General features: G+C 66.0%; 20 protein-coding genes and 2 pseudogenes. 2 read left to right on the forward strand and 20 right to left on the reverse strand.

Going from position 1 to position 20,999, the window contains the following annotated elements; genetic code table 11:
• Both LQ144_RS07725 and pyrR read right to left on the reverse strand, forming a co-directional pair.
• Positions 1 to 525 (reverse strand): annotated as a pseudogene (locus tag LQ144_RS07725) (aspartate carbamoyltransferase); the annotation flags it as partial.
• Complete coding sequence (gene pyrR / locus LQ144_RS07730) at positions 522 to 1,106, reverse strand: bifunctional pyr operon transcriptional regulator/uracil phosphoribosyltransferase PyrR (protein WP_230117997.1); 585 nt, start codon at positions 1,104 to 1,106, stop codon at positions 522 to 524. The pseudogene LQ144_RS07725 and the gene pyrR, both read right to left, overlap by 4 nt.
• Before the next feature lie 168 nt (positions 1,107 to 1,274).
• On the opposite strand from pyrR, the gene LQ144_RS07735 reads away from it, so the two are divergent.
• Positions 1,275 to 2,543, forward strand: a complete 1,269-nt coding sequence (locus LQ144_RS07735) for a PrsW family intramembrane metalloprotease (RefSeq protein WP_230117998.1) — start codon at positions 1,275 to 1,277, stop codon at positions 2,541 to 2,543.
• 96 nt (positions 2,544 to 2,639) lie between these two features.
• Here the strand turns inward: LQ144_RS07735 and nusB are convergent, their stop codons facing one another.
• The 14 genes and pseudogenes from nusB to LQ144_RS07805 form a co-directional block, all read right to left on the reverse strand.
• Positions 2,640 to 3,050 carry a transcription antitermination factor NusB gene (gene nusB / locus LQ144_RS07740; protein ID WP_056635239.1) on the reverse strand — a complete coding sequence of 137 codons (411 nt, stop codon included), beginning with the start codon at positions 3,048 to 3,050 and terminating at the stop codon, positions 2,640 to 2,642.
• Complete coding sequence (gene efp / locus LQ144_RS07745; RefSeq protein ID WP_230117999.1) at positions 3,050 to 3,613, reverse strand: elongation factor P; 564 nt, start codon at positions 3,611 to 3,613, stop codon at positions 3,050 to 3,052. Before efp ends, nusB begins: the two co-directional genes overlap by 1 nt.
• A gap of 157 nt (positions 3,614 to 3,770) precedes the next feature.
• The gene (locus tag LQ144_RS07750) at positions 3,771 to 4,289 is read right to left on the reverse strand and encodes a tetratricopeptide repeat protein (protein ID WP_230118000.1); all 519 of its coding nucleotides are present in this window, start codon (positions 4,287 to 4,289) and stop codon (positions 3,771 to 3,773) included.
• Positions 4,289 to 5,377 carry a 3-dehydroquinate synthase gene (gene aroB / locus LQ144_RS07755; protein WP_230118001.1) on the reverse strand — a complete coding sequence of 363 codons (1,089 nt, stop codon included), beginning with the start codon at positions 5,375 to 5,377 and terminating at the stop codon, positions 4,289 to 4,291. Before aroB ends, LQ144_RS07750 begins: the two co-directional genes overlap by 1 nt.
• A gap of 131 nt (positions 5,378 to 5,508) precedes the next feature.
• Positions 5,509 to 5,982: pseudogene (locus tag LQ144_RS07760) on the reverse strand (shikimate kinase); the annotation flags it as partial.
• 59 nt (positions 5,983 to 6,041) lie between these two features.
• Positions 6,042 to 7,241: a chorismate synthase gene (gene aroC / locus LQ144_RS07765; protein ID WP_230118002.1), complete on the reverse strand. Its 1,200-nt coding sequence runs from the start codon at positions 7,239 to 7,241 to the stop codon at positions 6,042 to 6,044.
• Positions 7,242 to 7,267: 26 nt separating this feature from the next.
• On the reverse strand, positions 7,268 to 8,128 hold the full coding sequence (locus LQ144_RS07770; protein ID WP_230118003.1) for a shikimate dehydrogenase: 861 nt from the start codon (positions 8,126 to 8,128) through the stop codon (positions 7,268 to 7,270).
• A complete protein-coding gene (mltG, locus tag LQ144_RS07775) occupies positions 8,125 to 9,885 on the reverse strand; it encodes an endolytic transglycosylase MltG (RefSeq protein WP_230118004.1) in 1,761 nt (586 codons plus the stop codon). The genes LQ144_RS07770 and mltG overlap by 4 nt, the downstream gene beginning before the upstream one ends.
• Positions 9,882 to 10,481, reverse strand: coding sequence for a Holliday junction resolvase RuvX (ruvX, locus tag LQ144_RS07780; RefSeq protein WP_230118005.1), 600 nt, complete (start codon positions 10,479 to 10,481; stop codon positions 9,882 to 9,884). Before ruvX ends, mltG begins: the two co-directional genes overlap by 4 nt.
• Before the next feature lie 7 nt (positions 10,482 to 10,488).
• Positions 10,489 to 13,167, reverse strand: coding sequence for an alanine--tRNA ligase (gene alaS / locus LQ144_RS07785; RefSeq protein ID WP_230118006.1), 2,679 nt, complete (start codon positions 13,165 to 13,167; stop codon positions 10,489 to 10,491).
• Between the two features lie 115 nt (positions 13,168 to 13,282).
• Positions 13,283 to 13,513, reverse strand: a complete 231-nt coding sequence (locus LQ144_RS07790) for a DUF6167 family protein (RefSeq protein ID WP_230118007.1) — start codon at positions 13,511 to 13,513, stop codon at positions 13,283 to 13,285.
• 18 nt (positions 13,514 to 13,531) lie between these two features.
• Positions 13,532 to 13,906, reverse strand: a complete 375-nt coding sequence (locus LQ144_RS07795; RefSeq protein WP_230118008.1) for a DUF948 domain-containing protein — start codon at positions 13,904 to 13,906, stop codon at positions 13,532 to 13,534.
• A 144-nt stretch (positions 13,907 to 14,050) separates the two neighbouring features.
• The gene (rpsD, locus tag LQ144_RS07800) at positions 14,051 to 14,677 is read right to left on the reverse strand and encodes a 30S ribosomal protein S4 (protein ID WP_230118009.1); all 627 of its coding nucleotides are present in this window, start codon (positions 14,675 to 14,677) and stop codon (positions 14,051 to 14,053) included.
• Positions 14,678 to 14,848: 171 nt separating this feature from the next.
• Positions 14,849 to 16,351, reverse strand: coding sequence for a replication-associated recombination protein A (locus LQ144_RS07805; protein WP_230118010.1), 1,503 nt, complete (start codon positions 16,349 to 16,351; stop codon positions 14,849 to 14,851).
• Positions 16,352 to 16,413: 62 nt separating this feature from the next.
• Between LQ144_RS07805 and LQ144_RS07810 the strand changes: the two genes are divergently transcribed.
• The gene (locus tag LQ144_RS07810; protein WP_230118011.1) at positions 16,414 to 17,088 is read left to right on the forward strand and encodes an acVLRF1 family peptidyl-tRNA hydrolase; all 675 of its coding nucleotides are present in this window, start codon (positions 16,414 to 16,416) and stop codon (positions 17,086 to 17,088) included.
• Positions 17,089 to 17,113: 25 nt separating this feature from the next.
• Here the strand turns inward: LQ144_RS07810 and LQ144_RS07815 are convergent, their stop codons facing one another.
• The 4 genes from LQ144_RS07815 to LQ144_RS07830 all read right to left on the reverse strand — a co-directional run bounded on the left by LQ144_RS07815 (position 17,114) and on the right by LQ144_RS07830 (position 20,980).
• Entirely contained in the window at positions 17,114 to 17,437 is a 324-nt protein-coding gene (locus tag LQ144_RS07815) for a 2Fe-2S iron-sulfur cluster-binding protein (RefSeq protein ID WP_230118012.1), read from the reverse strand.
• A gap of 9 nt (positions 17,438 to 17,446) precedes the next feature.
• The gene (locus LQ144_RS07820) at positions 17,447 to 18,736 is read right to left on the reverse strand and encodes an FAD-dependent oxidoreductase (protein WP_230118013.1); all 1,290 of its coding nucleotides are present in this window, start codon (positions 18,734 to 18,736) and stop codon (positions 17,447 to 17,449) included.
• Positions 18,729 to 19,988 carry a cytochrome P450 gene (locus LQ144_RS07825; RefSeq protein ID WP_230118014.1) on the reverse strand — a complete coding sequence of 420 codons (1,260 nt, stop codon included), beginning with the start codon at positions 19,986 to 19,988 and terminating at the stop codon, positions 18,729 to 18,731. The genes LQ144_RS07820 and LQ144_RS07825 overlap by 8 nt, the downstream gene beginning before the upstream one ends.
• A gap of 221 nt (positions 19,989 to 20,209) precedes the next feature.
• Positions 20,210 to 20,980, reverse strand: coding sequence for an IclR family transcriptional regulator (locus LQ144_RS07830; RefSeq protein WP_230118015.1), 771 nt, complete (start codon positions 20,978 to 20,980; stop codon positions 20,210 to 20,212).
• Positions 20,981 to 20,999 lie beyond the last annotated feature (19 nt).

A 20,999-nucleotide genomic window follows, 5' to 3' on the forward strand; every position in this document is an offset into this window, starting at 1 on the left:
GTGCAGGACGTCTCCTGCGATGGCCACGCGCATGCCCTTGAGGTCCGCGCCGGCGGACGGCAGCCCGGCGAGTTTTGCCCAGTGCCGGCGCATGGTGAAGGCGTCCAGCAGCGCCTGCGTGGGGTGTTCATGCGTGCCGTCACCGGCGTTGATGACGGCAGCGTCGATCCAGTCGGTTGCAGCGAGCCGGTGCGGCGCGCCTGAGGCCCAGTGGCGGATTACGACGGCGTCAGCGCCCATCGCGGACAGCGTCTGGGCGGTGTCCTTGAGGGACTCCCCCTTGGACACCGACGATCCCTTGGCGGCGAAGTTGATGACGTCCGCGGAAAGCCGTTTGGCGGCTGCCTCAAACGAAATGCGGGTGCGCGTGGAGTCCTCGAAGAAGAGGTTGACCACGGTGCGGCCACGCAGGGCAGGAAGTTTCTTGACCTCGCGGTCGCCGACGGCCGCCATCTCCTCGGCGGTGTCGAGGATGCGGACGGCGTTGGAGAGGCTCAGGTCCTCGGTGGACAGCAGGTGCTTCATGCGCCGGCCTCGATGACCACTTCATTGACAGCCTGGCCGTCAATGACGTCGGTTTCCTCGAGGCGGACCCGGACTTTTTCGGCGGAGGAGGTGGGCAGGTTCTTTCCCACGTGGTCAGCCCGGATGGGAAGCTCCCGGTGCCCTCGGTCGATCAGCACGGCCAGGCGCACAATGCGGGGCCGGCCCAGGTCAACCAGGGCGTCCAGGGCGGCGCGGATGGTGCGGCCCGAGTACAGAACGTCATCGATCAGGACTACGACCTTGTTGTCGATGCCGGTCCGCGGCAGTTGCGTATGGTGCGGCGGCCTGGTGGGCTGGTGGGAGAGGTCGTCGCGGAACATGGTGACGTCGAGCTGTCCGACGATCGCGGAAGCGTCCACAGCCGGATCCGCGGCGGCGATCTTTTCGGCGAGCCGGACTGCCAGCGGATAGCCGCGGCGCGGGATGCCCAGCAGCACCAGGTCCTGCGAACCTTTGTTGGCCTCGAGGATCTCATGGGCGATACGAGTGAGTGCACGGTCAATGTCCGCCTGGTTGAGTACAACCCTGGCCGGTACCGGTGCCTGTGTGACAGGAGTCAACGCTCGTCTCCCCTTTCCCCGCCTCACGGGACGGAATTAAAAAAGGAACATTTGCCTTCCAAAATTACCACACGGGCGTTCCAGCATTGCCCGGGCAGAGGGCGTCTTCGGTCACATCCGGCGCAGGGGCCTTTGGCGAGGCGGGCGCCGCCATTTAGGCTCATGACTATGTCGATGAACCCGCAGCAGCCTGCTCCCGGACCGTCAGGTGCCCGCCCCGGCGACCCGGAGTGGCAGTTCCACGAGCAGACCAACCCCAGCTGGATGGGGCACGTGCACCAGCAGAACTACAGGCCCGCGCCCGGGCACAGCGGCGGGTCAGTGGTCCAGGTCATCCCGGAGGCGGCATCCACCGTCGCCGCCCGCCCGTCGTCAGGGGTTCTCGCCCTGGTCCTGGGCGGAGGGGTCCTCGCCTTCGTCAGCCTTTTCCTGGTTGTACCTTTCCTGCTGGCCAACACGGGAGTCACCGGCTTCGTGACCGGGTTCGTCGCTTCACTGATTCCGCTCGGCGCAGTGCTGTTTTCCGTGTACCTCATCGACCGCTGGGAACCGGAACCTAAGCGGCTGCTCCTTTTTGCGTTTACGTGGGGCGCCGCCGTGTCCATCGCAGTCACACTGCTGATCCAGCCGGTCTTCGCGCTTGCGGCCCCGTACTCCGATGAAGCATCCTTCCGCGACTTCATGACCACCGTCCAGGCGCCGATTGTGGAGGAATTCGCCAAATCCCTTGGCCTGCTGCTCCTGCTCCTGCTGGCACGCAAGAACTTCGACGGTCCCGTGGACGGCGTGGTTTTCGCCTTCACCATCGCCGGGGGCTTCGCCTTCACCGAGAACATCCTCTACTTCGGCCGGGCCATTGCCGAATCCAGTACGCCCGGGACGGACCTCGCCCAGATCTTCTTCCTTCGCGGCGTCATGTCGCCCTTCGCCCACGCCATCTTTACTGGCACCACCGGCCTGATCATGGGCTTCGCCGCCCGCCGCTGGCATCCTGGCGTCTCCGTAGCCGCCTTCGTGGTGGGCCTGATTCCGGCCATGGTGCTGCACAACCGCTGGAACAGCATGGGGCAGGACTTCCTGGCCCAATATGTGCTGGTGCAGGTCCCGATCTTCCTGCTGGCGGTGGCGTGCATCGTGATGCTGCGGGTCGCCGAGACGCGCCTCACCCGGCAGCGCCTGCTCGAGTATTCCGCCGCAGGCTGGTTCACCCCGGCCGAAGTGGGGATGCTGGCCACCGCCGGAGGCAGGCGCCAGGCGGTGCGTTGGGCCGGCTCATACAACCGCGGTCCCCAGATGAAGGACTTCGTTAAAGCCGCAACACGGCTCGCCTTCACCCGCCAGCGGATCCTCAGCGGCAGGGATGTCCTGGCCCACCAGCAGGACGAACTGCAGCAGCTGCGCGAACTGGTCGCGTTGCGCGCCGCCGTCGGGCAGTAAGAAAACGGCCCGGCAATAAGACCGCACCGCGACGGGGAGCAAAAAAGCCCCGGCCAAATGGCCGGGGCTCTTGCTGTCTGCGGACCGCGCGTCGGGTCAGGCCAGCAGCGAGGGCTTCAGCTGCTGGAGGCGTCCGAGAAGGCCGTTGATGAACGACGGCGACTCGTCCGTTGAGAGCGTTTTGGCCAGTGCGACCGCTTCGCTGACGGCTACGCCGTCGGGGACGTCGTCGTTGTACAGCAGCTCCCAGGTGCCGATCCGCAGGATGATGCGGTCCACGGACGGCATGCGCTCCAGGGTCCAGCCCTGCGAGTACGTTTCGAGGAATTCATCGATGGCAGGCTGAAGCGAAACCACGCCTTCGACGATTTCAAGCGTGTAGGGGTTGACGATCTGGTCGGTCCTCTCGCGCCGCGCGCGAAGCACGTCGAAGGCGGAGACGGATCGCTGTTCCGCCTCGAAGAGGACATCAAGGGCCCTGTTACGGGCTTTACCGCGTGCGCTCACTACTCGCTGACCCTGCCCAGGTAGCTGCCGTCACGGGTGTCGACCTTGACCTTGGTGTTGTTCTCGACGAACAGCGGCACCTGGATCTCGTAGCCGGTTTCGAGGGTGGCCGGCTTGGTTCCGGCGGAGGAGCGGTCGCCCTGCAGGCCCGGCTCGGTGTAGGTGATTTCGAGGACAACGCTCGGCGGCAGTTCGATGTAGAGCGGGTTGCCTTCGTGGATGGCGATGTTGACCATCTGGTTTTCCAGCATGAAGTTGGTGGCGTCGCCCACCGTCGCGCCGGAGACTGTGATCTGGTCGTAGTCCTGGGTGTCCATGAAGACGAAGTCCGCACCGTCCTGGTACAGGTACTGGTAGTCGCGGCGGTCCACCGTGGCGGTTTCGATCTTGAGGCCCGCGTTGAAGGTCTTGTCGACCACCTTGCCGGACATGACGTTCCGCATCTTGGTGCGCACGAACGCCCCGCCCTTGCCCGGCTTGACGTGCTGGAACTCGATGATGTTCCAGAGCTGGCCCTCAAGCTTCAGGACGGTTCCGTTCTTGATGTCGTTTGTGGTTGCCACTGGTTTCCTCTGGTTTCTATGTGACTGCTTCTTGCTGCCAGCCGGTTATGCCAAGCAGGCATGCCGAACGGCCCGCCAGCGTGTATTTATCAAAAATCCAAGAACCATTCTAGCGGAATTGCGGGCGGGCTCGTTCGGTCCGGTCTTCGGGCGTCCGTCAGGAGGCCAGTTCAAGGACGTCCCGCGCCCTCTGCAGCGCCACAGTCGACGAATAGATGAGCGCCGCGTCGGCCGACTCCGCGACCCGCAGGTCCAGTGCCCGGGCGAATGACTCCACGGCCGCCCCGACATGGCCGGAGACGAAGTGGGTCCTGCCGAGGTACTGGTGCACGAGTGCCTCGTTGGGCGTTCCGTGCACTTCCGCCAGAAGCTGTTTGAACAGCTCAACGGCCCGGTCATGACGGTGCGAGACGCGTAATACTTCAGCCTCGAAGGCCCGGAGCCGGAACGATTCGGGGTCCTTGTACCGCGCCTCGGCCAGCAGCTCGGCGGCGTCGGCGGCATGGCCCTCCACAAGCAGGACGAAGACACGGTCTGCGGGATCGGTGGACGCCTCAAGCGCTGCCGCGCACGCCTCGGGGCTGGTGATCTCCGGAATGAGGGATTCCGGGTTGATCCTGATTCCAGGGAAGCCCCCGTCCGGCCATTCAATGGTTCCGCCGCTGATGTCGCCCATCAGGACGCAATCTCCTGGTAGGCGGCAAAGAGCAGGGACGTGTCCGGGACGTCGAGGATGCCGGGCTTTCCGACGCCGTCGAGCACCACGAAGCGGAGCAGGTCGCCGCGTGACTTTTTGTCGCGGCGCATGCCGTCCAGCAGGCCCTGCCAGCGGTCCCGGCGGTACGTCACGGGCAGCCCGAGGGACTCGAGGATGGTCCGGTGCCGGTCGGCGTCGGCATCGCTCAGCCTTCCCACGCTGCGGGACAGCTCAGCGGCGAACATCATGCCCACCGACACCGCGGCGCCGTGGCGCCAGGAATACCGCTCCACGAGTTCGATGGCGTGGCCCAGGGTATGGCCGTAGTTCAGGATTTCGCGCAGCCCGGATTCCTTCAGGTCCTCGGACACGACACGGGCCTTGACGGTGATGGCGCGTTCAATGAGTTCTCGCAGCGTGTCCGACTGTGGGTCCGTGACGGCTTCGGGGTGCTGCTCCACGAGGTCCAGGATGGCCGGATCAGCGATGAAGCCGCATTTGATGACCTCCGCCATGCCGGAAATGATCTCGTTCTTCGGCAGCGTGTTCAGGGTGTCCAGATCGGCAAGGACGGCTGCCGGCGGGTGGAAAGCACCCACAAGATTCTTTCCTTCGGCCGTGTTGATGCCGGTCTTGCCGCCCACGGAGGCGTCAACCATGCCCAGCAGGCTGGTGGGCATGTGGATGACCTTGACGCCCCGGAGCCACGTCGCGGCAACGAAGCCTGCGACGTCGGTAACCGCCCCTCCGCCCACCGATACAACGGCGTCCGAGCGGGTGAAGTCGTTCTGTCCCAGCACCTGCCAGCAGAACGCGGCCACCTGGATGTGCTTGCCTTCCTCGGCATCGGGGATTTCAGCTGTCAGGGCCGTGAATCCCGCTGCCGCCAGCTCGTCGCGGACGGTGTCTCCCGTGAGCCGCAGGGCCCGGGGGGGGATGACCAGGACCCGCCGTACCCGCTCACCGAGCAGTTCCGGAAGGGTGCCGAGCAGGCCGCGGCCGACTACGACGTCGTAGTTGTCCCCGGCCGATTCGCCGGTGACCTTGATGACCGTTGATTCGCTCACTTTTCAACTTCCTGTTTCGCGGCCGCGGTGTCGCCGGCCGCCGTCGTCGCGGCTGCGTCCGCCGCGGTTATGTTCTCCGGGGCGGGGTTTTCCGCAGCCGGATCTTCTGTTTGGGCCCCTTCGGCGAAGGCACGCAAGGCCGCTTCCAGCCGGCGTCCCAGCTCAGGCACTGAACCGCGCCGGACGTCCAGGACAATGTTTGCAAGGCGCTCATAGACGGGCTTCCTGGTGGCAAACAGCACCTTCCAGCGGTGGATTCCGTCGCCGGCGAGAAGTGGGCGGACAGAGTTTCTGGCGATCCTCGCGGCCACGGTCTCGGCGTCGCATTCGAGGTAGACCACCGTGCACCGCCCCAGCAGCTGCTGGGTTCCGGAGTCCAGCACCGAGCCGCCGCCAAGTGAAATCACCGTGGCTGTGCCGGCCGCTTCCTCGACCACGCGGGCAACCGTCCGCGCCTCAATTTCCCGGAACGCCCGCTCGCCGCGGCCCGCGAAGATGTCAGCGATGGAACCATGGTTCTCAACGATGACGGCGTCCGTGTCCACAAAGGGGGCGCCAAGCTGCTGTGCCAGCTGCTGCCCGATCGCCGACTTGCCAACCGCCATGGGTCCAATGAGCACAATTGGCCGCTCCCCCGCGGCACAGGGTGTATTGCTGACGGGCACTAGCGTCCGATCGAGTCCAGCGACGCCGGAATGTTCTCGAGGTAGCCCCTGATGTTGCGGGCGGTCTCGGCCACGGAATCGCCGCCGAACTTTTCGGTGACGGCTTCGGCCAAAACCAGGGCAACCATGGCCTCGGCCACGACGCCGGCGGCAGGGACGGCACAGACGTCCGAGCGCTGGTGGTGGGCCTTGGCGGCCTCGCCGGTGCTGACGTCAATGGTTTTCAGGGCGCGGGGCACCGTAGCGATCGGCTTCATGGCCGCCCGCACGCGCAGGACGTCGCCGATGCTCATGCCGCCTTCAATGCCGCCGGCGCGGTTGCTGGTGCGGATGATCCGGCCGTCGGCGTCCTTGACGATTTCGTCGTGGGCCGCCGATCCTCGGCGGGCAGCGGTCAGGAATCCGTCCCCCACTTCCACGCCCTTGATGGCTTGGATGCCCATGAGAGCAGCGGCTAGGCGCGAATCAAGCCTGCGGTCCCAGTGCACGTAGCTGCCGAGGCCCGGCGGAAGACCGTAGGCGAGCACCTCCACCACTCCGCCGAGGGTTTCGCCTTCCTTGTGCGCGGCATCCACCTCTGCGACCATGGCGTCGGAGGTCTCGCGGTCGAAGCAGCGGAGAGGATCGGCGTCGAGCGCAATCACGTTTCCGGGAAGGGGCAGGGGCCTGCCCTCGGGCACCGTGACGCTGGCGATGGACACAGTGTGGCTCACGAGTTCGATACCCAGCTGCTTCAGGAACTGCGCAGCAACGGTTCCCATGGCGACGCGCGTCGCCGTCTCGCGGGCGCTGGCACGCTCAAGCACCGGCCGGGCCTCGTCGAATCCGTATTTCTGCATCCCGGTGAAGTCTGCATGGCCCGGACGCGGCCGCGTCAACGGAGCATTGCGCGCCTGGTCTGCGAGTGTCTCGGCGTCCACGGGATCGGCAGACATGATCTGCTCCCACTTGGGCCATTCAGTGTTGCCGACCTGGACAGCGACGGGGCCCCCCTGTGTAATGCCGTGACGGACGCCGCCAAGGATGGTGACCACATCCTGCTCGAACTTCATCCGGGCACCGCGTCCGTACCCGAGGCGGCGTCGCGCCAAGGCATCGGCGATGTGCCCGCTGGTGAGTTCAACACCTGCGGGGACGCCTTCAATAATTCCGACCAGGGCCGGACCATGGGATTCACCGGCAGTCAACCAACGCAACATAGAATCCATCCTGCCATGTATGGCGGTCAGAACACGCGTCGGGGTGCCCCGACTGCGTCACACATCACATCTATGACTTCGGCGCTGGACGCATCCTCGCGGCCCGTGAAATAGCGGACCTGCTCAACGGCCTGGTAGAGCAGCATCTCCAGTCCAGGCACCACCGCTCCCCCGCCTTTTTGCCAGGCGGCGGCGATGCGGCTGGGCCAGGGGTCGTAGGCGACGTCGAGCAGCACGCCGCCCGTTGTCAGGCCGAGCTGCTCTAGCTCCGCAGCCATTCCGTCCGCCGCCCGTGGCGGCAGGGTGGAAATTACGACGTCGGCGCGCGCCATTGCGGCAACGGCGTCGGCCATGGGACGCACCGCGATGTCCAGGGCCAGCCCGCTGGCCGCGGCCCTCGCTTCCGCCGCCCTCGCCGTGTCCCTGACGTAGACATCAACGGACTTTGCGCCGAGTTCCTGGAGGGCGGCCACAGCGGCGGCTGCGGTTCCGCCGCCGCCAAGAACTACGGCGGCAGGCGCTTCGGCCGCACCGGCGTTGCGGAGGGCGTTGATGATCCCCGCCACGTCCGTGTTGTAGCCGATCCGCCGGCCGGAGGGGCCTTCGCCTTCGAACACAACGGTGTTAATGACGCCGAGCACGCGTGCCACGCCGCGGATTTCATCTACCTCTCCGACCATGGCCTTCTTGAGCGGCATGGTGACGGAAAGCCCACGCCAACCCTTTTCGGCACCCACAGAGGCCATGAATGCCGGCAGGGAATCCTCGGTCACGTCGATGGCGCTGTAGCCGATTTCCTCACCTAGCTTCGCATATGCGGCCAGGTGGAGAGCAGGCGATTTGGAATGGCCGATCGGATGCCCGAGGACGGCCGCCCGACGGCTCATACGCAACGGCCGGCATGCTCCGCACACCAGGCGTTGTACTGGTCAACATACTTGCTGTGCTCCGCCAGGGTCTTGGAGAACTTCGTCTCGTTGGTGTCCAGGTTGATGGTCACCCAGTACAGGTAGTCGTTGTCCTTCGGCTTGGCCGCTGCGTCGATGGCAGTCTTGCCCGGCGAGCCTATGGGACCCACCGGAAGGCCCTTGTTGGCGTAGGTGTTGTACGGGTTGGATTTGTCGGCCTTCTCGGACTCATCGAGCTGGAAGGTCTTCTTGCCCAGGCCGTAGGTAACCGTGGCGTCGGACTGGATCAGGCCGTTGGTTTCCGTGTTGGTCGGCTTGAGCCTGTTGTAGATTGCACCGGCCACGTCCTTGTACTCAGCCTGGCCGCCCTCCGCCTGCACGATGCTCGCGACCGTGACGGTGTCGTACTGCTTGGCCGGGTCCGTGACGCCTTGCGCTTTCAACTCGTCTTGCGTGCTCTTGACCAGCGCTTGGAGGATGTCTTTGGCAGTGCTCCCGACCGGGAACCTGTACTCGCCCGGGAACAGGAACCCCTCCAGGTTTTTCGCCTTGGCCGGGAGGCCGAACTGCTTGGGCGAATCACTGAGCGCCTTGAGCTGGGACACGGGAAGGCCTGAGCCCTCCGCAATGGCGTCCAGCGATTCATTGACCCTGAGCCCGGCGCTTAGTGCGAAGTACATGACCTTCGACTGCCCCACGTTGAGCAGGACGGCCACGGCGTCGGAATTCTTCATTTCCTGCTTGAAGTCATACTCGCCGGGAGCCAGGGTGCCGCCCGCAGCGGCCAGTTCAGATACGAACGTTTCCGCGTTGGCGACCACCTTCGCGTCCTCCAGCTTGGCGGCGACCGAGACGGGTCCTTCACCGGCCAGGACTGCGACCTTGACCTGGCCCGTGCCCGGGCCCGGATAGTCGGCGGGCTTGTCCGTGCCGAGCAGCGGCTTGAGGAACTGGGCGCCGACGACCGTGGCGGTGACGAAGAGTGCGAGCGACAGCAGAAGCGCCACAAGGCGGCGTCGGCGACGGACCTTCTTGGACGCACGCGGCACTGCTGTCACGCTTTCGGGGCTGCCGAGAAGCTGGTGCCCGACGGCCTCGTGTTCATACGGCTCGTGGTCCTCGTAGGTCTCGTGGTGCACGTACGTCTCGTGGTGCGCGTCGTGGTCGCCGTGCGTGTGGTGGTGCGCGTCGTGGTCGTGGTCATCGTGCACGCCGTGGTGCGCGTCGTGGTCGCCGTGCGTGTGGTGGTGCGCGTCGTGGTGTGACGCCGCGTAATCCTCGCCTGCAGGACCGGCATGGTGCGCAACGCCGTCAGCGTGGACGTCCGCTTCCGCGACGCCGCCATCGTCGTGGCTGGCCGGAGCCGGGCCAGCTCCTCCCGCAGGCGGCCGGATGGTGGGCGGAGCTGGCGGAACCATGGGAACCCCAACAGTCGGCGCCATCAGATCCGGGGCCACACCCTCCGGCGCAGTCGCGGGAGGCTGAACCCGCTCCTGGGCCGAAACTGCGGACGGGGCCGGAGCCGGTGCGGGAGATGCGGCCTGAGGGCGCTCCTGACCGCGCTCCGGAACGTCCGGCGTCGTATCGTTCACTGACTCGTAGGCCTGTTCGGGCACGAGGTCCCCGGAATCCGCCGTGAGGGACTTCTCCCGGGCACGGATTTCCTTGCGCGTCAGCGGCCGTCCGGCGTCCCTGAGGTTCCTGCCGGAGGAGTCGTCGCTATTGACCGGGCTCACTGTAGCCTTCCATCTTCTGAAGATTGCGTGTCTTTCTCCGGGACGGCCTGCACAGCATTAACCGCTGCGGCGTCTCCGGAAAGCCCCGGCTGAGAAAGCGCGCGTACGCGGCTTCCCACATCCGTTCCCCTGGCTTTTTGCATGTCGATGGCGTGCTGCAGAATTCCCGCAGCAGCAACCTGATCCACCACTTTACGGTGATTTTTGCTGCTCATGCCAGCTTCGTGAAGGTGGCGGTGTGCGGTTACGGTGCTCAGGCGTTCGTCGACGAGGTGCACGGGCACGTCCAGTCCGGCGCGAATAAGCTCCTCTGCCAGCAGCTCGGCATACTCTGTGGCCATGCGGGCGGAAGCATGTTCTTCACCCTTCATGGTCCTGGGCAGGCCCACAAAAATCTGCACCGCCTCCCGCTCCGCGGCAAGGCCGGCAATGACGCGCACGTCCGAATTCTTTTTGGGGTTGCGGTCAAGGGTTTTCAACGGAGTGGCCAGGATGGCATCACTGTCACAGATGGCGACGCCGACTCGGACGGTGCCAACGTCTACCCCCAGTTTGATTCCCCGGGGGTAGACGCCGGACGCTGCAGATGAGGTCACGGATTCGCTAGCGCCCGGTTACGGCGTCTACGACGGCCGACAGCGCGGCGCCGACCTTGGATGCGTCGGTGCCCCCGCCCTGGGCAACGTCGTCTTTGCCGCCTCCGCCGCCGCCCAGGATGCCGGCCGCGAGCCGTACCAGCGCACCAGCCTTGACGCCCGTTTCGCGTGCGGCCTCGTTGGTGGCAATGAGGATCACCGGGCGGTCGTTGCTGACGCCGGCCACGGCCACAGTGGAAGCAGCTGCTCCGAGACGGTTCCGCAGGTCGAGGGCCAGGCCCCGGAGGTCGTCAGCTCCGCCGATCTGCCCGGCGTCGTGCGCAATGACGCGCACGCCGGCGGCGTCCCGGGCGGTACCGACGAGCTGCGCGGCTGCGGCGGCGAGCTGCTCCTTGCGGAGCCGCTCGAGCTCTTTTTCCGCGGTCTTGAGCTTGGTCAGGGTAGTGGCAATCCGGTCGGCAAGCTGGCCGGAGGGCACCTTGAGCATTTCGGTCAGCTCGGTGACGAGGGCGCGTTCGGCGGCAAGGTGCCGGAAGGCATCCATGCCCACGAAGGCCTCCACGCGGCGGTTTCCTGACCCCACGGACTGTTCGCCGAGCAGCGACAGGCTGCCGATTAGCGACGTGTTTGAAACGTGGGTTCCGCCGCAGAGCTCACGGGACCACGCGCCGTCGATCTCCACGACGCGGACTTCGCTGCCGTAATTCTCGCCGAACAGCGCCATGGCGCCGAGGGCCTTTGCTTCAGCGAGGGGCATCACCTTGGTGTCCACCCGGAAGTTGTTCCGGATGGCCAGGTTGGACACTTCCTCGATCTCGGAGCGGGTGGCTGTGCTGAGGCCTTCGCCCCAGGCGAAGTCGAAGCGCAGGTACCCGGCCTTGTTGTAGGAACCACGCTGGGTGGCTTCCGGGCCCAGGATCTGGTGCAGTGCGGCGTGCACGATGTGGGTGCCGGTGTGTGCCTGCTCGGCGGCGTGCCGCCGCTCGCGGTCCACCGCTGCCCTGACCAGCGCGTCGGAGGCGATTTCGCCCTCACGCACGATCGCCTTGTGGACGCTCAGGCCCTTCACCGGCCGCTGGACGTCGAGGACCTCGACGACGAATCCGTCACCGGTGATCAGGCCCGTGTCCGCAGCCTGGCCGCCGGCTTCGGCGTAGAACGGCGTCTCGGCGAGGACCAGTTCGATCTCGTCGCCGGTGGCAGCCTGCGAGACCTTGCGGCCGGCGCTGAGGATCCCGCGGACCCGCGATTCTCCGTCGAGTTCGGCGTAGCCGGTGAAGACTGTCTCGCCCTCGGAGAGCAGTTCCTGGAAGGCGCTGAGGTCCGCGTGGGCCCCCTTCTTGCCCTTGGCGTCCGCCTGGGCGCGCTTGCGCTGTTCGAGCATGAGCTTGCGGAACTCGGGCTCGTCGACCCTGAGGCCGGCTTCCTCCGCCATTTCAAGCGTGAGGTCGATCGGGAACCCGTACGTGTCGTGAAGCGCGAACGCGTCGGCGCCGGACAGCGGACGGCCGGCAGCCTTCGACTCGTTGACGGCATCCTCGAGCCGGGCGGTGCCCGACGCGATGGTCCGCAGGAAGGCTTTTTCTTCCGCGTACGCGATGCGGCTGATGCGGTCGAAGTCGGTCGCCACGATCGGGTAGACGCCCTTCATGGCGTCACGCGAGGCGGGCAGGAGGTCCGGCAGGCAGGCTTTTTCGACGCCGAGCAGGCGCATCGAGCGCACGGCGCGGCGGATCAGGCGGCGCAGCACGTAGCCGCGGCCCTCGTTGGACGGCGTCACGCCGTCGGCAATGAGCATGAGCGCCGAGCGGATGTGGTCGCCGACAACGCGCATCCGGACGTCATCAGTGTGGTGGGGATCCTCGACGGTTTCGGCGGAGGTGTACTCCTTGCCGGAGAGTTCGGCGGCCTTGTCGATGACCGGACGGACCTGGTCCGTCTCGTACATGTTCTCGACGCCCTGCAGGATCATCGCGAGGCGTTCCATGCCGAGGCCGGTGTCGATGTTCTTCTTGGGCAGTTCGCCCACGATGTCGAAGTCGTCCTTCGAGCGGACGTTGTCGATCTGGTACTGCATGAACACGAGGTTCCAGATCTCGACGTAGCGGTTTTCGTCGGCGATGGGCCCGCCGTCCACGCCGTAGGCCGGGCCGCGGTCGTAGTAGATCTCCGAGCAGGGACCGGCAGGACCGGGCTGGCCGGTGTGCCAGTAGTTGTCAGCCTTGCCCATGCGCTGGATGCGGCTGGCCGGGATGCCGGTGTTCTTCAGCCACAGGTCCTTGGCTTCGTCGTCCTCTTCGTAAACGGTGACCCACAGGAGTTCCGGCGCAAGTCCGTAGCCGCCGTCGTCAACGCTGGTGGTGAGCAGTTCCCAGGCGAACTTGATGGCGTCTTCCTTGAAGTAGTCGCCGAAGGAGAAGTTGCCGCACATCTGAAAGAACGTGCCGTGGCGGGCAGTCTTGCCCACTTCCTCGATGTCGCCGGTGCGGATGCACTTCTGCACGCTGGTGGCGCGGGAGTAGGGTGCTTCTTCACGGGCGGTCAGGTAAGGGATGAACGGGACCATGCCCGCAACCGTGAACAGCAGGGAGGGGTCGCTGGAGACCAGCGACGCGGAGGGAACCGCGGTGTGGCCTTTGCTGACAAAAAAGTCCACCCAGCGCTTTGTGATCTCCTGCGACTTCATGAGCTGATTACATACCCTTCTTGGTTCACGCGTTCTGACGCGTGACAGTTTGATTCAGATAGCAGTTCCGGCGCTAACGCCGGACGCTGCCGTTTTAATTCTCTCGCGGCTGTGCCTAGCGGCGGACAACATCCTGGGACTCGACGCCGAGCGCGGTGCGCAGATCGGTCTCCCGCTCGCGCATGCCGGCGCGTACTGCGTCCGCGAAGTCGTAGACACCGTCGGCCAGCCGGCCCACAGCCCGGTTCAGGCCTTCCGGCCCCAGGTTCGCCTGCGCCTCGGTCACTTTGCGGAAAGCTATGACACCGATTGCAACGCCGATGCCCATCCAGACAAGTCTCTTCATTTCAGTTCTCCGGGTGGCTTAGCGGCTGCGGCGGCCGGCGGCGGGTTTCTTGCGGGCGGCTAAGGCGGAGCGCACGCCGTAACTGAAGGCGGCCACCTTGATCAGCGGGGAGCCAACGGTGGCTGCAACCAGCGAGGACAGCGCCGAAAGGTTCGCCGAAGCGTCCGAAACGTTCGAGGCGATGCCGTCCACTTTCTTCAGCTGCTGGTTGGTGGTGGAGACGGTAGCCGTGACTTCGTCCATGAGGGGCGTAGCGCCGTCGCTGATGGAACGGATCGAGGTCCGCACTTCATCGAATACCCGGCCCAGTTTGAGGATAGGGACAGCAAGCAACAGGACCAGGAGCGCAAATACCCCGGCCGCGATCAGGCCGGCAATATCGCCACCAGACATAGACGTTCATCTCCTTGAATCTCCGTGGAACGGGACATGGTGCGTGGCGGCAGCGTGCTGCAGCCGCGGATGTCCCCCAAGTACCTTACATACAAAGAAGCCCGCGGCGCTTGCCACGGGCTTCTTTGGGTACGCTGCCGAAATTTAGCGTGCGTAGAATTCGACGACGAGCTGCTCTTCGCAGGTCACGGGGACCTCGGAGCGCTTCGGGCGACGGACCAGGCGTGCCTGCAGGGCGTCAAGCTTGACGTCCAGGTAGGCGGGAACCTGGGGCAGGACGTCGCGGTGTGCGCCGGCTGCTGCAACCTGGAACGGAGGCATGGGCTCGCTGCGGCTGTGAACGTGGACCAGCTGGCCCTCGCTGACGCGGAAAGACGGGCGGTCAACGCGGATGCCGTCAACCAAGATGTGGCGGTGTACAACCAGCTGGCGGGCCTGGGCGATGGTGCGGGCGAAGCCGGCACGCAGCACGAGGGCGTCGAGACGCATTTCGAGCAGTTCGATCAGGTTTTCACCGGTCAGGCCCTTGGTGCGGCGTGCTTCTTCGAAGGCACGGGTCATCTGGGCTTCGCGGATGCCGTACTGGGCGCGCAGGCGCTGCTTTTCGCGCAGACGTACGGCGTAGTCGGAGTCCTGCTTCTTGCGGGCACGGCCATGCTCACCGGGGCCGTACGGGCGGCGCTCCATGTACTTGGCGGCCTTGGGGGTCAGAGCGATGCCGAGTGCACGCGAGAGGCGTGCTGTACGGCGAGCACGAGTGTTGTTAGCCACTTGTGTCCTTCCAATATCTGCGGTGTGTCAGTGTTACTGGCCTCCACGATGGAGAGCATCGGCCAACCGCTGCCTTTTGCTACTGGGCACAGGCATAACCTCATCAAATAGAAACTTTGGTGGATTGTGCGTCCGTGCCTTGCCAGACAACGATCAATCCTACCAGAAAGCTCACTTGCCCCGGATGATCTTCCGCAGTCGCTCAAGCCGCACAGCGATGTCACGCTCTGCGCCGTTGCCGGTGGGCTCGTAGTAGTCGCGGCCCACGAGATCGTCCGGAGGGTACTGCTGGCTGGCCACGGAGTGCGGGGCGTCGTGGGCGTACTTGTAGCCCAGACCGTGTCCCAGTTGCTTCGATCCCGGGTAGTGCGCATCGCGAAGGTGAGCGGGGATCCCGTTGCCCAGTCCCGCCCGGACGTCCGCAATGGCCTTGTTCAGGCCCATGTACGCGGCATTGGACTTGGGCGCCGTGGCCAGGTGGACCACCGCTTCGGCCAGGACAATCCTGCCTTCCGGCATGCCGATGAGCTGGACGGCCTGCGCGGCGGCCACGGCGGTCTGCAGGGCCGTGGGATCTGCCATGCCGACGTCCTCCGCTGCGGAAATCACAATGCGCCGTGCCACGAAGCGCGGGTCCTCCCCCGCCTCCAGCATCCGGGCCAGGTAGTGCAGGGCCGCGTCCACGTCGGAGCCCCGGATGGACTTGATGAACGCGCTGGTGACGTCGTAGTGCTGGTCGCCCGCGCGGTCGTAGCGCACTGCGGCCACGTCAAGGGCGCGTTCGGTGTGCCGCAGTTCCACCGCAACGGGCTCGACTGTGACCGGCGGGCTGGCACCGGCGCCGTCCGCGGAATCATCGGCGCCGTCGGAACTCTCGGAGGTGTCGACGTCGTCGGCGTCACCGAAGGCGACCCCGGCGGCCGCTTCGAGAGCTGTCAAAGCCCGCCGCGCGTCCCCTCCGGACAGCCGCACGAGGTGTGCCAGCGCCTCGGCGCTGAGCCTGACTTTGCCGCCGAGCCCGCGGACATCCTCAACGGCGCGCAGGAGCAGGCCTTCAATGTCGGTGTCGGTCAGCGGCCTGAGAGTCAGCAAAAGTGAACGGGACAGCAGCGGCGAGACGACCGAGAAGGACGGGTTCTCGGTGGTTGCCGCCACCAGCACCACCCAGCGGTTCTCGACGCCGGGCAGCAGCGCATCCTGCTGGGCCTTGTTGAAGCGGTGGATCTCGTCGAGGAACAGGACAGTGGTGGTTTTGTAGAGATCGCGGGCCGTCAGCGCATCGTCCATGACCCGGCGTACGTCCTTGACCCCGGCCGTGATGGCCGAGAGTTCCACGAACTTCCGCCCGGGTCCCCTGGCGATCACGTGCGCGAGGGTTGTCTTTCCGGTGCCGGGCGGACCCCAGAGGATGAGAGAGCTGGGGCCCGCGGGCCCGGTGGCGTCGGCACCGGCAGCCAGCTGGCGAAGCGGCGACCCCTGTCCCAGCAGGTGCTGCTGCCCCACCACGTCGTCCAGCGTGCGGGGCCGCATCCGGACGGCCAAGGGCCCGCGTGGCGAGGCAGTCCGGGACGGACCCTGCGCCCCTGCGGCCGGGCGGCTGCCAGCGCCGCCAGCCGTGGGCGAGTCGTCGCCGTCGTCGTCGTTGCCCTGCCCCGGGCCAAAGAGATCATCCACATAGATAGGCTACTCATAGATTCATCGGGCAATGTCCGGTCACGTACAGCAAGGATTCGGCAATGCCACAGAGCGGTTCACCGGGCGGACGTCCGGCACCGGCATCGCGGACCGCGTTCGTGTCCGGACCTCGGCTGGCCGGCTGGGTGCACCGCTTCGGCGCCAGCCACGGCCCGCTCCGGATTGAAGACCACGACGACGGCGTGCGGCTGCTCGCGGCCGACGGCGCCAGCGCACTGCTGCAGGCGCCGTGGCCGGACGACGGCCGGCCGGGGCGCGGCCCCGATCTGGTGGCCCGGCTGGCGTCGCTGGCGTCCCAGCCGCGCAGCATCGGCCTCCTTCTGGTCCGGCGTGGAGGCTATGGTGTCGCGGTCACCAGCGAAGGCCTGATCCGTACCTCCAAAACCGGGTCCAAATACGTTCAGTCCCGGACGGCCGCAGGAGGCCAGTCCCAGCAACGGTTCGCGCGGCGCCGTTCCAACCAGGCGGATGCGATGGTGGAGGCGGTCGCGGAACAGGCCCGGCAGGTCTTCAGCGGCCAGGTCTTCGAGTACGTGGTTCCGGGGGGCGACAGGTCACTGGCCGATCTCGTGCTCGATGAGCCTGCGCTGAAGGCCTACGCCCGGCTGCCGCGGCTGGCTTACCTCGATGTTGCCGATCCCCGTGCTGCCGTCCTGAAGAAGGCCGCCGCGGATGCCTGCTCCGTACGCGTCACGGTGACGGACCCGCCGGCATAGCCAGGCTGCCGCGACTGCGACGGCGCTACTCTTCGGGGGCCAGCGTGACGGTGACGCCGTCGAGGTCCTTGGTGAAGTCCAGCTGGCAGGAGAGCCGCGAGCCGCACTCCCGATAACCCTCGGCTTCGACCAGCAGTTCAATCTCATCCTCACTGCGCTCCCCCAGGGTGTCGAAGACCTCGTCCGCGAGGAATACGTGGCACGTTGCGCAGGAGGCGGTCCCACCGCAGGAAGCCAAGACGGGCAGGTCATTGTCCCTCAAGGCCTCCATCAGGGTCTGGTCCGGCTCCCATTCGAGGTCGCGGGACTTGCCTTCGCGGTCGACGACGGTCAGTTTGTTGTTGCTCATGGCGGTTCCTTAGATTCGGGCTGATACCAGGTCAGCGTCGGTAAGACTGGGGTCATTGGGAATGGTGTCCGTGAGGGGGATGCGGGGGTCCGCTGCCAGCGCCGGGTCGATCAGGGCTCCAGCGGCGATCAGTTTTTTGGCCGGCCGGAAGTCGGCAAGCCCAGCAACAGTGTCGACGGCGGCGAGGCGTCCGTCACGGAGATAGATGACTGCGAACTTGCCGACTGCGGGCGTGCCTCTGACGATGACGTCGTCGTCCGGGTGGCGAACGCCGGCGGTCTGCAGCCGTACGCCGTGCTGAACGGTCCAGAACCACGGGATTTCCGGCTCCGCCGGCTGCTGGCCGGTGATGTGCGCGGCCACCCGGTCGGCCTGGGCCTGCGCGTTCTGGATGCATTCGAGGCGCTGGCTGGTGCCGTCGACAGGGCTGGCGAAACGGGTGACGTCGCCGGTGGCGTAAATGGCGGAGTCCGACGTCCGGCCTTCCCCGTCCACGAGGATGCCATCCCGGCACTCCAGTCCGGCCTCCGTGGCCACCTCCTGGTTGGGAAGCACGCCGATACCTGCCAGCACGACGTCGGCCGGGTGGACGGTGCCGTCGGCCGTGACCACGCGCTCGGCCCGGCGCTGACCTTCAATCGCCGTAACCGCGGCACCAAAAACGAACCGAATACCGTTCTGTTCGTGGAGCTGCTCGAAGAAGCGGGAGACCGGTTCCGACGTCACCCGGCTCATCACGCGGTCCTGGAGCTCCAGCACCGTGACCTTGCATCCCCTCGCAGCAGCGGCGGCGGCAACTTCGAGCCCTATGTAACCAGCGCCGATGATGGCGACCCGCGTGCCGGCGACGAGAGCGCGTTTGAGGTCGAGAGCGTCTTCACGGGTCCGCAGGGCGTGGACGCCCGGGAGTCCGGAGCCGGGAACGGTGAGGGGGCGGGCGCGGGAGCCGGTCGCGACGACCAGGCGGTCGTAACCGCGGCGGCTGCCGTCGGAGAGCACCACGGTCCGGCTTTGCCGGTCGATGGCTTCGGCAGTGATCCCCGCCAGCCGTTCAATGCGCTTGTCCTGGTAAAACTTCTCCTTGCGCAGCACTGTGGACTCGTCCGGGGCGCCGGACTTCAGGAGTTCCTTGGACAAGGGCGGACGCTCGTAGGGCGTCTCCTTTTCGCCGTCGAGCAGGAGAATGCCCCCGACCCAGCCGCGCGTGCGCAATCCCGCAGCGACCGCGACCCCGGAATGGCCGGCGCCGACGATGATGACGGGCTGCCCGTTGTTGATTCCAGGCTGCAGATCAGGCACTGAACGACTCCAGTTCCACGTGAAGGTGCTCCGGCCCCGAGTTGGTCAGGTTGTTTCCGCGGACGTATTCGATCGGCCTGGTCGTATTCAGCGTCAGGGAGCCCAGCTTCGCGGCGAGGATCTCCACCGTCACCTTTGTTTCCAGCCGGGCCAGCGGTGCGCCAAGGCAGCTGTGCACTCCATGGCCGAAACCAAGGTGGCCGTCGGTGGTGCGGTCGATGTCGAAGGTCTCGCCGTCGGGGTACTTGCTGCTGTCCCGGTTCGCGGCGGCGGGCAGCAGCCGGACAATCGCCCCGGCGGGTATTGTCACCCCGGCTACCTCGACCTCCTCGGTGGTGATCCGGCTGGCCCGTTGCACCGTGCCGCGGTAACGGGCAAGTTCTTCGACGAACATGCTGGCGTCCGCCGGATCCTGCCGGATCCGGCCCAGCAGTTCCGGTTGTTCGCTGAAGACTCGGAACGCATTGGCCAGCAAAATGGTGGTGGTGTCATGTCCGGCGACGAAGACAAAGGCACAGAGTTCCTTGGCTTCCTTCTCGCTGAGCAGGCCCTCCTTCCACATTCTGGCGATGTGGCCGCCAACGGAGTCGTTTTCCTCGCGGTAGAGCCGCTCCATGGTGTCCTTCAGGTAAGCGAAGAATTCGAAGGTGCTGTGTTCGTCGGTGCCCGTCCCTTCGGCGTTGCGGGCGAGCCGGCCGAAGTAGCTGAACGTCTCGTCGGACCAGAACTTCATCTTCTCGAAGTCCGCGGCGGGGACGTCGAGCAGGGCACTGATGGTGGACATGCTCAGGGGGATCGCGTACTCGTCTACGGCATCGCCGCCCCCGGCAGCGATCATCGGGTCCAGGTATTTTTCGGCGTTTTCCCGGACGCGGCCCTCGAAGGCGGCGATTGCCTTTGGCGTGAAGGCCTGAGCCACCACCTGGCGCAGACGGGTGTGGTTGGGAGCATCGAACAAGGTCAGGAACGTCAGCGGAACCGGGTCCACAACCTGCGAGGAGAAGACTTTAGGGGCCCGCATGGCCTTACGGACGTCGTCGTACCGGGAGATGAACCAGACGTCTGAAACCGGCGAGGCAGCGCGGAGCACCGGGGCGTTGTCCCTCATCCATGCGTAGTGCGCGTAGGGATCACCCTGGGTTCCGTCGTCGACGACCTTGAACGGGGCCATACCCGCGGGCCAGTCCAGGTCATGGGAGTACGGGGGAAGCTCCGCCGTGGTGGCGCTTTGTTCTGTCGTTGCAGCAGACATCGTTGTCCTTCTTTCCGGGCCGTTCCGATCGATAGCACTGCAGACCGGCAGGTTCGATAGCGGTTGGATAATGGTGAAGCAGGATGATCCGCGGGCCGCCAGGAGGCGTAATCCCCGCCGAAAGTGCGGATTCGTGATCCACGTCTCACCAAGAATGCCTGCGGTGTCCCTGCGCGTCCCAGAGGACTTCCGTTCATCGGCTCGGATCGTTCAAAGCGCTTCTACCGACGCGGTACAGGGCTCATCGACTTCAGCGCGCGGGAAATGCCGTGGGCGGCCGTCAGGAGTGCCGGGACGGTGAAGGGAACGTCGGCTTCGTCGCGCGGAACGATCGCGTTCAGGGCTGCAGCAATCTCGTTGCCGGAACCGAAGACCGGCACGGCGATTCCGGTCCACTCCGTGACGCCGATCCCCGGGATGGCCACATAGCCTCGCTGCCGGATCTCCGCCAGGTGCTTCCGGATCAGCGCCGGATCGGTGATTGTCTCGGGGGTAACTTTCGCCAAAGGTGCGGCGAGAACCTCCTCCTGGACGGCAAGGGGCGAGAACGCGAGGAGCACTAGGCCTGACGATGCGGCATGCACCGGCATCCGCTGCGCGATGTGCGCCGCATTCAGCCGGGAATCCGGCGACGAGAGCCGCTCGACGTACAGCACGCTGCCGTGGTCCAGCACCGCGAGCGTCGTGTGCTGGTGTACGGTCGCCAGGACATCGTCCATGAACGGCAACGCCAGCTCCTGAAGGTTCAGCGCCCGCGAGCCACGTGCCGCAAGTTCCCACATCCGCATCCCAGGCCGGAGGCTTCCGTCGCCGAGCCGCTCGATCAGTCCGTGCTCGACGAGATCTTCCAGCAGGCGGCGCGTTGTGGTCAGCGGCAGATCCGCCCGGCGGGCGAGGCCGGAAAGCGTCATGGTCGGAAGATCCCGGTCGAATGCGCTCATGAGCCGCACGACACGGCTGATGACGGATTCACCTGTTGGGGAGTTTGCCATAGGTAAATTCTCCTACCCG

The sequence above is a fragment of the Arthrobacter sp. Bi83 genome (assembly GCF_918698095.1).
Lineage (GTDB): Bacteria > Actinomycetota > Actinomycetes > Actinomycetales > Micrococcaceae > Arthrobacter.